This is a genomic window from Neisseria sp. HMSC70E02 (assembly GCF_001838645.1).
Classification (GTDB): domain Bacteria; phylum Pseudomonadota; class Gammaproteobacteria; order Burkholderiales; family Neisseriaceae; genus Neisseria; species Neisseria macacae.
Window position 1 is genome coordinate 31,053 of the sequence record NZ_KV838113.1, and the last position, 13,913, is coordinate 44,965.

12 protein-coding genes and 1 riboswitch are annotated in these 13,913 nt (G+C 55.7%); of the genes, 9 read left to right on the forward strand and 3 right to left on the reverse strand.

The annotated features are described in order from the left end of the window. Window positions 1-66: 66 nt before the first annotated feature. Complete coding sequence (locus HMPREF3277_RS10110) at window positions 67-1,524, forward strand: TrkH family potassium uptake protein (protein WP_003760257.1); 1,458 nt, start codon at window positions 67-69, stop codon at window positions 1,522-1,524. Between the two features lie 312 nt (window positions 1,525-1,836). Beyond that, entirely contained in the window at window positions 1,837-3,156 is a 1,320-nt protein-coding gene (locus HMPREF3277_RS10115) for an MFS transporter (RefSeq protein ID WP_070871027.1), read from the forward strand. 112 nt (window positions 3,157-3,268) lie between these two features. Here the strand turns inward: HMPREF3277_RS10115 and HMPREF3277_RS10120 are convergent, their stop codons facing one another. Together HMPREF3277_RS10120 and HMPREF3277_RS10125 are read right to left on the reverse strand one after the other, a co-directional pair. Then, window positions 3,269-3,928 (reverse strand): NAD(P)H-dependent oxidoreductase, encoded by a 660-nt coding sequence (locus HMPREF3277_RS10120; protein WP_070871028.1) that lies wholly within the window; start codon window positions 3,926-3,928, stop codon window positions 3,269-3,271. Next, the gene (locus HMPREF3277_RS10125; protein ID WP_070871029.1) at window positions 3,925-5,052 is read right to left on the reverse strand and encodes a Gfo/Idh/MocA family protein; all 1,128 of its coding nucleotides are present in this window, start codon (window positions 5,050-5,052) and stop codon (window positions 3,925-3,927) included. Before HMPREF3277_RS10125 ends, HMPREF3277_RS10120 begins: the two co-directional genes overlap by 4 nt. A 200-nt stretch (window positions 5,053-5,252) precedes the next feature. Beyond that, window positions 5,253-5,352, forward strand: a riboswitch (TPP riboswitch). A 92-nt stretch (window positions 5,353-5,444) separates the two neighbouring features. Between HMPREF3277_RS10125 and thiC the strand changes: the two genes are divergently transcribed. Continuing rightward, window positions 5,445-7,346, forward strand: coding sequence for a phosphomethylpyrimidine synthase ThiC (thiC, locus tag HMPREF3277_RS10130; protein WP_070871030.1), 1,902 nt, complete (start codon window positions 5,445-5,447; stop codon window positions 7,344-7,346). 38 nt (window positions 7,347-7,384) lie between these two features. On the opposite strand, the gene HMPREF3277_RS10135 is transcribed toward thiC, so the two are convergent. Beyond that, on the reverse strand, window positions 7,385-8,269 hold the full coding sequence (locus HMPREF3277_RS10135) for a LysR family transcriptional regulator (RefSeq protein ID WP_070871031.1): 885 nt from the start codon (window positions 8,267-8,269) through the stop codon (window positions 7,385-7,387). Window positions 8,270-8,283: 14 nt separating this feature from the next. On the opposite strand from HMPREF3277_RS10135, the gene HMPREF3277_RS10140 reads away from it, so the two are divergent. From HMPREF3277_RS10140 to HMPREF3277_RS10165, 6 genes are all read left to right on the forward strand, one after another. After that, entirely contained in the window at window positions 8,284-8,763 is a 480-nt protein-coding gene (locus HMPREF3277_RS10140) for a CidA/LrgA family protein (protein ID WP_070871032.1), read from the forward strand. A gap of 12 nt (window positions 8,764-8,775) precedes the next feature. Further along, entirely contained in the window at window positions 8,776-9,471 is a 696-nt protein-coding gene (locus HMPREF3277_RS10145) for an LrgB family protein (protein WP_003760310.1), read from the forward strand. A gap of 151 nt (window positions 9,472-9,622) precedes the next feature. Further along, the gene (locus HMPREF3277_RS10150; RefSeq protein ID WP_070871033.1) at window positions 9,623-10,627 is read left to right on the forward strand and encodes a 3-oxoacyl-[acyl-carrier-protein] synthase III C-terminal domain-containing protein; all 1,005 of its coding nucleotides are present in this window, start codon (window positions 9,623-9,625) and stop codon (window positions 10,625-10,627) included. Further along, on the forward strand, window positions 10,624-11,604 hold the full coding sequence (locus tag HMPREF3277_RS10155; RefSeq protein WP_070871034.1) for an NAD-dependent epimerase/dehydratase family protein: 981 nt from the start codon (window positions 10,624-10,626) through the stop codon (window positions 11,602-11,604). Before HMPREF3277_RS10150 ends, HMPREF3277_RS10155 begins: the two co-directional genes overlap by 4 nt. Before the next feature lie 4 nt (window positions 11,605-11,608). Then, window positions 11,609-12,433 (forward strand): MBL fold metallo-hydrolase, encoded by an 825-nt coding sequence (locus tag HMPREF3277_RS10160; protein ID WP_003764034.1) that lies wholly within the window; start codon window positions 11,609-11,611, stop codon window positions 12,431-12,433. A 57-nt stretch (window positions 12,434-12,490) separates the two neighbouring features. Further along, entirely contained in the window at window positions 12,491-13,777 is a 1,287-nt protein-coding gene (locus HMPREF3277_RS10165; protein WP_070871035.1) for a F390 synthetase-related protein, read from the forward strand. Window positions 13,778-13,913: the final 136 nt, after the last annotated feature.

Sequence of the window (13,913 nt, forward strand, 5' to 3'; positions counted from 1 at the left end):
CGCCGTACTGGTTTAAAGTTAATCCACTATATTACGCCGTTCAGACGACCCCTATTTAAGATTGATATGTATAAGTTCCTTCCTATTGTCCACGTTTTGTCCAGACTGGGGCTGCTGTTTTCAATGGTGCTCGCAGTACCGACGCTGATGTCGTATTTTTTTCTGGACAACGCGTTTCCTGCGTTTGCCTACACGGCTTTGGCAACGACGCTGACTTCTTGCGCAGTTTGGTTGATGACCTTCCATTTCCGCCGCGAGCTGCGCCCGCGCGACGGGTTTACGTTGGTTTTGATGTTGTGGCTGGCGTTTGCGCTGGTGGCGGCGATGCCGATCTATATTCACATTCCGGGCATCAGTTTTACCGATGCGTTTTTTGAGGCGATGTCCGGACTGACGACGACGGGCGCGACGGTCATGACGAGCTTGGACACGCTGGCTCCGTCGGTGAATTTTTGGCGGCATATGCTCAACTGGCTGGGCGGCATGGGTATCATCGTGCTGGCGGTCGCGATTCTGCCGATGCTGGGCGTGGGCGGAACGCAGCTCTTCAAGGCTGAAATTCCGGGAATGGACAAAGAAAGCAAGATGGCGCCGCGCATTTCGCAGGTGGCAAAAAAGCTTTGGTTCTTCTACACGATGACGACGGCGGCGGCTTTTCTGACACTGCATTTTGCGGGGATGAGCTGGTTTGACGCGCTTTGTCACGCGATGTCGGCGGTGTCGCTGGGCGGTTTTTCGACACACGATGCCAGCATCGCTTATTTTGATTCGCTGACCGTTGAATGGGCGATTATGTTTTTCACGCTTTGGGGCGGTGTGAATTTCGCTACGCATTTCACGGCGCTGACACGACGTTCGCTCAAATCCTATTGGCAGGACGAGGAATGCCGCGTACTGCTGGTGCTGCTGGCGGGCAGTATTTTGATGTCGGCGGTGTATCTGTGGCAGAAGGATTTTTATGCAACCTTTGGGGATTCGCTGCGTTTTGTCAGCTTCAACTTTGTCTCCATCGGGCTGGCAAGCGGTTTTTCCAACACGGATTTCGCGCAATGGCCGCTGATCGTGTCGCTGTGGATGTTTTTCCTGTCTAACCTGTTGGCAAGCTCCGGCTCTATGGGGGGCGGCATTAAAAACGTGCGGGCGTTGGTCTTGTTCAAATTCAGCCTGCGCGAGATGATGATTCTGCTGCACCCGAAAGCGGTGCGCACGGTCAAGGTCAACGGACGCATGATTCCCGACCGCATGGCGCTGACGGTGATGGCGTTTATTTCGATTTATTTCATGACGACGATTGTGTTCAGCTTTTTGCTGATGGCAAGCGGGATGGAATTTATCTCCGCCTTCACCGCCGTTATCGCGTGTATTACCAATGCGGGCCCGGGCTTGGGCGAAGTCGGGCCGGCGGGCAGCTATGCGGTATTGAGCGATGTGCAGAAATGGCTGTGTTCGGCCGTCATGCTGCTGGGCCGCTTGGAGATTTTTACGGTGTTGATTTTGCTGACGCCGGCTTATTGGAAAAAATAAAGACGGGTCGTCTGAAAACGGATTTCGGGTTTTCAGACGACCTTTTTGTTATAGTGAATTAACTTTAAACCAGTACGGCGTTGCCTCGCCTTAGCTCAAAGAGAACGATTCTCTAAGGTGCTGAAGCACCAAGTGAATCGGTTCCGTACTATCTGTACTGTCTACGGCTTCGTCGCCTTGTCCTGATTTATGTTAATTCCACTATAACAAGTTTGCCGCATTCTGACGGATGCGTGCAAAGCGGCAAGCCTTGAAAAGGAGCGGCTCTGCGTTAAACTGCAAGAGCAAAACAAGCAACGCAAAGGAAATACGATGGATATCCTTACCCGCCTTCAAAACTTGCCGCCGAGCAAGTTTCATTACAGGCTTTTGGTGCTGGTCGGTATCGGCTGGCTGTTTGACGCGATGGATACCGGGCTGGTGTCGTTCATCCTGCCAGAGCTGGGCAAAGACTGGTCGCTTGCGCCTGCGCAATTGGGCTGGATTGTCAGCATCTCCTTTGTCGGCATGGCATTGGGAGCGGTCATCAGCGGCTGGTTTGCCGACCGCTTCGGCAGGAAAACCGTTTTTGCCGGGACGATGGCAGTGTACAGCGTGGCGACGGGTTTGTGTGCGTTTGCACCCAACCTGTCCGCGCTTTTATTTTTCCGCTTCTTCGTCGGCGTAGGATTGGGCGGGCAGCTCCCCGTCGCAGTGTCATTAGTCAGCGAATACGCCCCGCCGAAAGTACGCGGACGCTTTATCGTGTTGCTGGAAAGTTTTTGGGGGCTGGGCTGGCTTGCCGCCGCACTCGCTTCCTATTTCTTTATTCCCAAATTCGGCTGGCACAGCGCGTTTTTAATCGGCGCGCTGCCGATTGTGTATATCCCGCTGGTGTTGAAATTCATCCCCGAATCCGTACCCTACCTGCTCTCGCAAGGCAAAACGGACGAGGCGCACCGGCTGGTCAGCCGCTTGGAAGAAGAAGCGGGAATGACGCCCGCCGCAACAGCCGTAGCACCGCCGCAACAGGAAAAACAGCGCATCCGTTTCATACAACTATGGCAACAGCCTTTCGCACGGCGCACGCTGATGCTGTGGCTGGTTTGGTTCGGCATCGTCTTTTCCTATTACGGCATTTTTACTTGGCTGCCGAAACTCTTGGTCGAACAAGGCAATACGGTGGTTAAAACCTTTGAATATGTGCTAGTGATGATAGTCGCGCAACTGCCCGGCTACATCGCGGCGGCGGCATTGGTGGAAAAAATCGGGCGCAAAGCGACTTTGGCGGGCTTTCTCGCCGCCTGTGCCGTCTGCGCGTGGTTTTTCGGGCAAAGCAGCAGCGCCGCCGAAGTCATGGCATGGGGCAGCCTGATGTCGTTCTTCAACCTCGGTGCATGGGGCGTTTTATACACCTACACGCCCGAACTCTACCCCCTCCGCTTCCGTGCCTTCGCTTCCGGCTGGGCGGGCGCAATCGGACGCGCGGGCGGCATTCTTGCGCCTATGGTGGTCGCCAAAATGGTCGGCGGCAGCGGCGGATTCGGCAATATATTCATGATGTTCGCCGGCGTGATGATGCTGATTGTATTGGTGATTTTGGCTTTAGGCGAAGAAACGAAAGGCAGGACGCTGGAAGACATCAACGGATAAACGCCGTTTTTCAAATCATCCCGCCAAATAAAAGGTCGTCTGAAAGTGTCACTTCACCAAAGTCAAACAACACTTTCAGACAACCTATTTCATTGAAATCCGGCTACGCGCCCTATTCCGCCCAAATTACCGTTTCCGACGCATCGCGGCGCGGTTTCGGGGTAATGTCGCGCACACGGTAGCCGAAGGTTGCGGCGACGGACAATCCGTAATGTTCAGGGTCGAGCAATCCGTCTTCGGCAAGGATTTTTTCCACTGCGGCATACTCCATGCCTTCGATGGCGCAAGAATCAATGCCGAGCATTGCTGCGCCGGTAAGCATATTGCCCAGCGCGATGTAGGTTTGCTTGCTTGCCCAGTCAAACAGGGCGCGTTCGTCGTCGGCGATGGGCATATCGTGGGTTTGGAAACGGCGGTAGCGTTCAAATGCGCCCGCCCGTTCTTCGGCGGTCAGACCGCGTCTGTCCATCAATTCTTCAAAAGCGGGGCTGTCGTAGCGGGCGTGTTTTCGTGCCAATAGGAAAACGACGTGGCTGGCATCCGAAATGGAAGCCTGCATCCCCCAAGCGAAGGGTTTGATTTTTTCGCGCAATGCCTTGTTCTGTACGACCACAAACTGCCACGGCTCGCAGCCAACGGAGCTGGGCGAGAGGCGGCCGAAATCAAGGACGGCAGCAAAATCTTCGGCACTGATTTTGCGCGCGGGATCGTAATAGCGGACGGAAACGCGGCGTTTGAAAATTTCGAGGGCTTGTTCGCGGGTCAGTATCATGATGATTCCTTTGATTGAGTATGGAAGGGGCTTCCTTTCGGACAATCAGAATGGTCAAACGTTCGCAAAGATTGCAACACCAGCGGCATCGAAACCGTTTGACGGTTGTGTGCAGAAAGGTAGGCGGCGTTAATCAGCTCCAGCGATTTCAAGCCTTCGCGTCCATCGACAATAGGCTCGGCTTTGCCGCGCAATACATCGACAACATTTTGATAATACAGCGGATGCCCGAAACCGTACACCGACGTGGTTTCGTAATTGGCGGTTTTGACCTGCTCGTCGTAATCGTGCTCGTCGGCAAAATTCCATTCCTGAATTTCGTTCACCGCCATACCGCCGATGCGCACCGTGCCGGTTTCGCCCAAAATGGTAATCGAGCCTTCGAGGTTTTTCGGATAGGTGCACATGGTTACCGCCATCGAACCGAGCGTGCCGTCGCGCCAACGGAGGTTCATCACGCCCGTGTCTTCGGCTTCAATTTTGCGGTGGGTCGCAATCATCGCCTGCACTTCCGCCACCGGGCCGATGAGCCATTCCATCAAATCGACGTAGTGGCTTGCCTGATTCATGAATGCGCCACCGTCCATCTTCCAAGTGCCGCGCCAACCGCCTCCTTGGTCGTAATACGACTGCGGGCGCGTCCAAAAAACATTCAAATGCACCATGCAGATTTTGCCGAAGCGTTTTTCCGTTACCGCGCGCTTGAGCAGTTGCAGCGTGGCGTTCAGGCGGTTTTGTTTCACCACGAACAGGCGTTTGCCGGCTTTGTCGGCGGCTTGGACCATGCGTTCACCGTCGTGCAGGCGGGTGGCCATCGGTTTTTCGGTAACGACGTGAAAACCGGCTTCCAATGCCTGTACTGCCTGTTCGGGGTGCAGGCCGGACGGGGTGGTGATGACGATTACGTCGGCATCGGTTTCGGCCAGCATTTCCGCGTAGCGGGCATAAGCTTTTGCACCGGTGCGTTTGACCGCCGCTTCAAGCGCGGCGGGATCGGTGTCGCACACGGCAACGAGTTCGCAATCTTCTTGCAATACTTCAAACGAGCCAAAATGGTTGTTGGAAATACGGCCACAGCCGACCAAGGCGAATTTGATTTTGCGGTTTTGAATGGCTTCAGACATTTTCAGACAACGTATATAGTTATAAAAAACGGAAAAAGATTATAGATAAATCAGCCCTCAACCGATACCTAAAATCATGAAAAATTTGACGGGGCGGCAGGATATGGGGGGTGCTTTCCGCCGTCGGTCCTTTCCTTTCAAACTCAGGCTGATATGAAGTTAATTTACAACAAATGCGTATCGTGGTTTATAATTCTGTTCTTACGAAACAGGGGTGCTGCCTGACACTCAGGCGGCTGAGAAATACCCTTTACACCCGATCGGGATAATACCTGCGTGGGGAGTTTTCACGGATTCTGTCTTTCAGACGGCCTTTTTTGATATTGAAGTCGTCTGAAAAAGCAAAACACTCCTGTTTCTTCTTTTCAAACGAGAAAACAGGAGCATTTTTTATGACTACGCCAAAGAAAACCGCCAAAACTTCCGGCAACGAAGCACGCGAACTTGCCGACTTGAGCGAAGACATCGGCATCCGCTTCAAATATCCGAACTCGGAGCGCGTGTATCTGCAAGGCAGCCGCGGCGACATCCGCGTGCCTTTGCGCGAAATCCGTCAGGACGACACCTACACGGCGCAAGGTACGGAAGCCAACCCGCCGATTCCCGTCTATGACACCAGTGGCGTGTACGGCGATCCGGCGGCGCACATCGACCTGAAACAAGGTTTGCCGCACGTCCGCACCGCATGGCTGGACGAACGCAGCGATACCGAAATCCTGCCCAAGCTCTCCAGCGAATACGGCATCGAACGCGCACACGACCCGCAAACCGCCCATTTGCGTTTCAACCAAATCACCCGCCCGCGCCGTGCGAAAAGCGGCAGCAACGTAACCCAGCTTCACTATGCGCGCCGCGGCATCATCACGCCCGAAATGGAGTTTGCCGCCATACGCGAACGCATGAAGCTGGACGAGCTTTTCAGACGGCCTGAATACGCCAAGCTCTTGAAACAACACGCAGGGCAAAGTTTCGGCGCGAACATCCCGACCCATCCCGACCAAATCACCCCCGAATTCGTGCGCCGAGAAATCGCCGCCGGACGCGCGATTATCCCCGCCAACATCAACCACCCCGAACTCGAGCCGATGATTATCGGCCGCAACTTCCGCGTCAAAATCAACGGCAACTTGGGCAATTCCGCCGTAACCTCCAGCCTGACCGAAGAAGTCGAAAAAATGGTGTGGTCGCTGCGTTGGGGCGCGGACACGATTATGGATTTGTCCACCGGCGCGCACATCCACGAGACGCGCGAATGGATTATCCGCAACGCGCCCGTCCCCATCGGCACCGTGCCCATCTATCAGGCTTTGGAAAAAACCGGCGGCATCGCCGAAGATTTGACTTGGGATTTGTTCCGCGACACCTTAATCGAGCAGGCGGAACAAGGCGTGGACTATTTCACCATACACGCGGGCGTGTTGCTGCGTTATGTGCCGATGACCGCCAACCGCCTCACCGGCATCGTATCGCGCGGCGGTTCCATCATGGCGAAATGGTGTCTCGCCCACCATCAGGAAAACTTCCTCTACACGCATTTCGACGAAATTTGCGAAATCATGAAAGCCTACGACGTGTCGTTCAGCCTCGGCGACGGCCTGCGCCCCGGCTGCATTGCCGATGCCAACGACGAAGCGCAGTTCGCCGAATTGCACACCTTGGGCGAATTGACCGACAAAGCATGGAAACACGACGTACAAGTCATGATCGAAGGCCCCGGCCATGTGCCGCTGCAACGCGTCAAAGAAAACATGACCGAAGAGCTGCAACACTGCTTTGAAGCGCCTTTCTACACACTCGGCCCGCTCGTTACCGACATCGCCCCCGGCTACGACCACATCACATCGGGCATAGGCGCGACCAACATCGGCTGGTACGGCACAGCCATGCTCTGCTACGTTACCCCGAAAGAGCATCTCGGCCTGCCCGACAAAGAAGACGTGCGCACCGGCATCATCACCTACAAACTCGCCGCCCACGCCGCCGACCTCGCCAAAGGCTGGCCGGGTGCGCAGTTGCGCGACAACGCCCTGAGCAAGGCGCGTTTCGAATTCCGCTGGCGCGACCAATTCCGCCTCAGCCTCGACCCCGAACGCGCCGAAAGCTTCCACGACGAAACCCTGCCCGCCGAGGGCGCGAAAATCGCCCACTTCTGCTCAATGTGCGGCCCCAAATTCTGCTCGATGAAAATCACGCAGGAAGTGCGCGACTACGCTGACAAGCAAAAAGCCCAGCGGCAGGGCATGGAGGAAAAAGCGGTCGAGTTTGTGAAGAAAGGGGCTGAGATTTACAGTTGATAAAAAGGTCGTCTGAAAAGTTTTCAGACGACCTTTTTCTATTTCCTGAACTCTTCCCTGACGATGTCGAGCCAAGCCCTGAGCGCGGGGGTGGGACGCTGGTGCTTTTTCCACGCCATGGTCAGTTGCCAGCGGATTTCGGGTTCGGTCAGCGGGACGGCGGCGAAGGTGTCGGGGTTGATTTTGCGGGCGTAGTATTCGGGCAGAAGGGCGATGCCCATATGGTGCGCCACCATGTCGGCGAGCAGGTCCCATTGTCCGGTGCGGCAGACGACGTTGGGGGTGAAGCCTTGGCTGCGGCAGGCGGTTTGGATGGTTTCGTTAAGGGAAAACCCTGAGCCGAACAGGATAAACGGTTCGTGTTGCAGGCTTTTGAGGCTGAGGGCGGCATGGCGGGCTTGGGTGCGCGGCATGAGGACGACGAGCGGGTAGTCGCACAGGGGGATGCTGTCGAAGTCTTCGTGGACGGGGGCGAGCAGTTGTCCGGCGTCGAGTTCGTTGTTGCGCAAGGATTGTTCGATGGCGAGCGAACCTTGTTCGAGGAAGGTCAGTTCGATGCCGGGCCATTGGCGGCGGAAGCGGAACAGGGCGTTACTGAGCAGGTCGCTGCCGAGCAGTGCCAAACCCAGCCGCAGCGTGCCACTTTTGATGTGGCGGTAACCGTCGATGCGGGCGAGCAGCAGGTCGCGTTCGTGCAGGAGGTTCAGCGCGTGGCGGTACACTTCTTCGCCGATGGGCGTGGTGGCGACTTGGCGTTTTTTGCGGCCGTTTTCTTTAACCAACAGCGGCACGCCCAGCTCTTCTTCCAATGCCTGTATGATTTTGCTGACGGTGGGCTGGGTCAGGTTGAGCGCGGATGCGGCGGCGGAAAAACTTTGCAGGCGCACGAGTTCGGCGAAACAGTGCAGGCTTTTGAAGTCCATTATTCCTCTTGGGCATGATTTTGGTGCAGATAATTCATATTATGCGCAAACCGCGTCCTTATAATCAAGCCTTCGTTTCGGATTACGGATGGATAAACCTTATGAATACGCTGACGCGATTTTTTCAGACGACCTTGCAGCTTGCCGTGGTCGGCTTGGTGTGGCTGGTGTCGGATTTGATGGTGCGCTTTGCCCATCTGCCTGTTTCTTCGGGCGTATTGGGGCTGTTTTTGATGCTTGCGCTGCTGGGTTTGGGCGTGATTAAAACCGGTATGGTCGAGCGCGGCGCGAAATGGGTGTTGGGCGAGCTGGTGTTTTTCTTTATTCCGATTATGGTTTCCGTATTGCAATACCGCGATTTGCTTCTTTCCGAAGGTTGGCGGCTGGTGCTGACGATTGCGGTCGGCACCGCGCTGGTGATGATCAGCACGGCGTTGACGCTGAATTTCTGCTACCGCTGGAAACGCCGCCTGTATAAAAAACTGCATGCCTAATGGGGAACAAAAATGGATTACGCCGCGCTCGCCTGCTTCGCTTGGACCTGCTTCGCCTATTTTGTGGCGAAAAAAATCTACCGTAAAAAACCGCTGATGATTTTCTCGCCCGTCGTGACCGTTTCGGTCAGTACCATCGTCCTGATGCTGCTTTTGGGCATTTCCTACGACACTTACCACAAATACACGCAAGGCATCGTTTTCCTGCTCACGCCGGTAACGGTCGCTTTCGCCATTCCGATTTATGAAAACCGCGAAGTCATCCGCCGCCAGCTTCCCATCCTGTCGATAGCGATTTTGGTCGGCATGTTCGTCGGCGTGGCCAGCGCGTTTTTGATGGGCAATATGTTCCACTTCGACAGTGAAGTCACCAACAGCCTGATGGCACGCTCGATTTCCACGCCGTTTGCCGTCGTGTTGGCAAGTGAAATCCACGGTTCGGCGTCGCTGGTGTCGCTGTTCACCATCATCACCGGCTTCGTCGGCATGATATTCGGCGATTTGTTTTTAGCGTTCACCCGCATCCGCTTCCACACCGCCAACGGTGTCGCACTGGGCAACGCCGCCCACGGCTTCGGCACTTCCCGCGCCGGACAACGCCACGAAACCGAAGGCGTGATGGCGAGCCTGACCATGATTTTGGCGGGGCTGTTTATGGTCATCATCGGGCCGAGCATGGTGCATTTGGTGGTTTGGCTGATGGGCTGATAATCAGTTTTACAGAGATATTGGCAACGTCGTCTGAAAAGCCGTTTACAGGTTTTCAGACGGCCTTTTTTTGAGTTGGCCGCGGATATAAACGTTGACAATGACAAAATATTAATACTATGCTGAAGTATTACTCACTAGCGGATATATTATGCAAACGATTCATCCGAACCCATCCCTCCGTCTCAACATCATCGGCACAGGCAAAGGACTGCCTTCGCGGCTGGTCCCTTCCACCGAAATCGACGCCCTGCTCGGCATCAAAGAAGGCCGCACCGAAAAACTCAGCGGCTTGGCGCAACGCTACTTTCTGGCGGACGACGAATCTGCCGATGCGATGCAGCTTCAAGCCGCAAAAAATGCGCTGGCGGCGGCAGGCATCACGATTGACGATGTGGATTGCGTCATCAACGCTTCGGGCATCGACCGTCAATGCATTCCCTTCAACGCCGCGCATACATTACGGCTGCTGAATCCCGCGCGCCCGATTGCCGCATTCGACGTCAACATGACCTGTTTGTCGTTCTTACGCAGCTTGGATTTGGCGGATTCGCTGTTACACAAATATCCCACCATTTTATTGATCAGCTGCGATGTCGCCTCTGTCGGCTTGGACTGGAACGATTTTCACAGTTCGACCATTTTCGGCGACGGCGCGGCGGCGGCGGTCATCAGGTCGTCTGAACGCGGCGGCGTACTGACAAGCAAATTCGAGGTACATCCCGAAGGCTACGAATTCTGCACCATTCCCGCGGGCGGCTATGAAAACCACCCATCCAAACATCCCGAAAGCTATGTCTCCCAAGCGTATTTCCACATGAACGGCAAAAAGCTCTACAAACTTGCCGCCGAAGCCATACCCGGCTTCTTGGATGAAACATTGGCGCAGGCGGATTTGACGTTGGCAGACATAGACTGGATCGTTCCGCATCAGGCAAGCCGCGGCGCTTTGCAACACATCATCAGTCGTCTGAAACTCGATCCTGCCAAAATCGTCGATATTTTCAATACCCACGGCAACCAAATCTCCGCCTCCATCCCCTCCGCGCTGCACCACCTGCTGACCGACTTCCCCGTCCGATCCGGCGATAAAGTTTTGCTGTTTGGCACATCCGCAGGCGTGGGCTTGGGCGCCTTGGTTTGGGAAAAACCATGAAAAAGGCCATTGTCACCGGCGCGACCGGCGGACTGGGGCGCAACCTTGTGCAGACGCTGCTTGCCCAAGACTGGCAGGTAGCCGCCTGCGGGCGCAATGCCGAAATCGGCAAAATGCTGGATACCGAATTTCACGCCTTCGATTTGTCCGACCGCAATCAGACCCTGAAGGCGTTTTCCGATGCCGATATCGTGTTCCATTGCGCCGCGCTGTCCTCGCCGTGGGGGCGTTATGAAGATTTTTACCGCGCCAATGTGACCGCCACGCAAAACGTCTTAGCGGCGATGCGGCAGCACCATATCGGCAAGCTGGTACACGTTTCCACGCCCAGCATCTATTTCGACTACCTCGACCAGCACAAAGTCCCCGAAACCTTTATCAGCCGCCACTTCGTCAACGACTACGCTTACACCAAATTCCTTGCCGAACAAGAAGTTGCCGCCGCCACCGACCTCTCCAGCGTCATCATCCGTCCGCGCGGCATTTTCGGCGAATACGATACCGCCGTCCTGCCGCGCCTGCTCAAAATCTCCGAAAAAGGCTTTCTGCCGCTGATTCGGCGCAGCGGCCGCGAAGCAGGCGGCGCATTAGTGGACGTTACCTACGTCGGCAACGTCGTCCATGCCCTTCTGTTGGCAGCTGAAGCCGATGTGCCCCGCGCCATGCCGTTCAACATCACCAACGGCGAGCCGCAGACCATCGCCGCACTCTACCGACAAATCATCGATACCCTGCATCTGGGATGTCGTCTGAAACCCGTCTCCTACCGCCTGATTGACAGCGTTGCCCGCCTACTGGAAACGCAGGCGCGGCTGACCCGTTCCTTTCGCGAACCCCTCGTCACCCGTTACAGCATAGGCACGATTTCCTTCGACCAAACCCTAGACATCAGCCGCGCCCGTTCGCTGCTCGGCTACGAACCCCAAATCAGCATTGCCGACGGACTGCGGCAATACGCCCGTTCCCTGAAAGGCTGAAGCTATGGACATCCGTTTCTACCACACCGGCTACTGCACCCATCCCGAATGTATGGTCGAACGGGGCGGCAGCCTGCGTAAAGCCGCCTTTCCCGCCATGACCGCCCACATCACCCACCAAGGCGGCAACCTGCTGTTCGATACCGGCTACGCGCCCCGCTTTTTCCAAGCCTGCCGCCGATTTCCCGAGAAATTTTACGCGCTGACCACGCCCGTCACCCTCAGCCAACCGACCATACGCGAGCGTTTGGGCGATGCCGCGCACGACATCAACCAAATCTTCCTGTCCCACCTGCACGCCGACCATATTGCCGGCCTCAAAGACTTCCCCGACGCAGAAATCATCCTTTCCCGCGCCGCCTACGATTTTGTTTACCGTACCGACAAACCCGAAAGCCTGACCAACCGCATCATCGAAGTCAAACAAGGCTTCCTGCGCGAGCTGCTGCCCCAAGACCTGCCGCAGCGCGCCCGCTTTATCGAAGATATGCCCGAAGTCCGCCTTGACGAAGCGTTTTACCCGTTTGAACAAGGCTACCGCATCAGTGCCGATTTGATTGCCGTCGCCCTGCCCGGCCATGCCGCCGGACAATACGGGCTGATAGCCGGAGAATTTTTCCTGATTGCCGACGCCGTTTGGCGGTTTGCGACCATCAGCCACAACCGCCGCCCCAACCCCCTTACCGGCCTTATCGCGCAAAACCGCAACGCCGTCCAAGCCACCATAGACCGCCTGCAACACCTCCACCGCCGCAACCGCGAAATTATCCTCGTTCCCAGCCATTGCGAACCCACCCTGCGCCGTTTGGGTATGGAAGGCTTGGATTAAAACAGGTCGTCTGAAACCCGACGAACAAAGCCCCTCAACTGCACAAAAGAACACACCATGAAACCTTCAAAATGGCAAATCCTCAAATCCTTTTTCCACACCCGAAACTACACGGAACGCGCCGCCCTTGAAGCACACCAGCAAAAACAGCTTGACCGCCTTTTAACAAACCACAACAGCCGCTTCTACCCCCACAGCGCCAAGCTGCAAGACTACCCCGTTATCAACAAACGCATCTTCATGCAGCATTTCGCCGACATCAACACCTACGGCATCAGCGAAAAAGACGCCCTCTCCGTCGCCCTCAAAGCCGAAGAAAGCCGCGACTTCAGCCCCGTTTTTCAGACGACCTCGGGCAAAGAAATCACCGTCGGGCTTTCCTCCGGCACCAGCGGCAACAGGGGTATTTTCCTCGTTTCCCCCGAAGAGTCCGCCCTTTGGGCAGGCTATATGCTCAAACGCATGCTGCCCCGCCCCTACCTCGCCCGCCACAGCATTGCCTTCTTCCTGCGTGCCAACAGCAACCTCTACACCGCCGTTAAAAGCCCGCTGATACGCTTTGAGTTTTACGACCTGCTCGAAGCCTTGGACGCGCACATCCCAAGGCTCAACGCGCAAAAGCCCACCATCCTCATCGCCCCCGCCCAAGTGTTGCAGCAGCTTGCCCAGCATCCCGACCTCGCCATACGCCCCAAAAAAATCATCTCCGTTGCCGAAGTCTTGGAACCGCAAGTCAAAACCCGCATCGAGCAACGCTTCGGAACACAGGTTCACCAAATCTACCAATGCACCGAAGGCTTCCTCGCCCACACCTGCGCCTACGGCAACCTGCATCTGAACGAAGACATGGTCTATATCGAAAAAGACTGGATAGACCGCGAAAGCGGCCGCTTCGCCCCCATCATTACCGACTTCAACCGCAAAAGCCAACCCGTCATCCGCTACCGCCTCGACGACGTTTTGATTGCCAACGACGCCCCCTGCCCCTGCGGCAGCGCATTCGCCCGCATCAGCGCCATCGAAGGACGCTGCGACGACATCCTCGACGCACGCACGGCAAACGGCGAACCTTACGCCCTCTACGCCGACTTCATCCGCCGCGCCATGATTTCAGACGACCTCATCCAAGAATACCGCGTCGAGCAACACGGCAAAGCCCTGCATATTTTCCTCACGCCCGACACAGAACAAACCCGCGCCGCCGCCACCCGCAACCTGGACTGCCTGTGGCAGACGCTGCAAATTCGTCCTTTCGATTACATTTTCCAGCCGGAACAAACCCGCCCCCTGCACCAAAAACGCCGGCGCGTGACGAAAATTTCCCCGTATGGTGAAAATCCGTAAGCGTTTTAAAACATTATCTTTAAAACCAAAGACAAAAAGGTCGTCTGAAAAATTTCAGACGACCCTTCCAGTAAAAAGAAAACGCCATACCCGACCTTACCTTCCTATAGTGGATTAAATTTAAATCAGGACAAGG

Coding starts and splice junctions, on each gene's coding strand:
- HMPREF3277_RS10150 (WP_070871033.1), top strand. CDS start 9,623: ATGCAAACGATTCATCCGAACCCATCCCTCCGTCTCAACATCATCGGC.
- HMPREF3277_RS10155 (WP_070871034.1), top strand. CDS start 10,624: ATGAAAAAGGCCATTGTCACCGGCGCGACCGGCGGACTGGGGCGCAAC.
- HMPREF3277_RS10165 (WP_070871035.1), top strand. CDS start 12,491: ATGAAACCTTCAAAATGGCAAATCCTCAAATCCTTTTTCCACACCCGA.
- HMPREF3277_RS10160 (WP_003764034.1), top strand. CDS start 11,609: ATGGACATCCGTTTCTACCACACCGGCTACTGCACCCATCCCGAATGT.
- HMPREF3277_RS10110 (WP_003760257.1), top strand. CDS start 67: ATGTATAAGTTCCTTCCTATTGTCCACGTTTTGTCCAGACTGGGGCTG.
- thiC (WP_070871030.1), top strand. CDS start 5,445: ATGACTACGCCAAAGAAAACCGCCAAAACTTCCGGCAACGAAGCACGC.
- HMPREF3277_RS10145 (WP_003760310.1), top strand. CDS start 8,776: ATGGATTACGCCGCGCTCGCCTGCTTCGCTTGGACCTGCTTCGCCTAT.
- HMPREF3277_RS10125 (WP_070871029.1), bottom strand. CDS start 5,052: ATGTCTGAAGCCATTCAAAACCGCAAAATCAAATTCGCCTTGGTCGGC.
- HMPREF3277_RS10120 (WP_070871028.1), bottom strand. CDS start 3,928: ATGATACTGACCCGCGAACAAGCCCTCGAAATTTTCAAACGCCGCGTT.
- HMPREF3277_RS10135 (WP_070871031.1), bottom strand. CDS start 8,269: ATGGACTTCAAAAGCCTGCACTGTTTCGCCGAACTCGTGCGCCTGCAA.
- HMPREF3277_RS10140 (WP_070871032.1), top strand. CDS start 8,284: ATGATTTTGGTGCAGATAATTCATATTATGCGCAAACCGCGTCCTTAT.
- HMPREF3277_RS10115 (WP_070871027.1), top strand. CDS start 1,837: ATGGATATCCTTACCCGCCTTCAAAACTTGCCGCCGAGCAAGTTTCAT.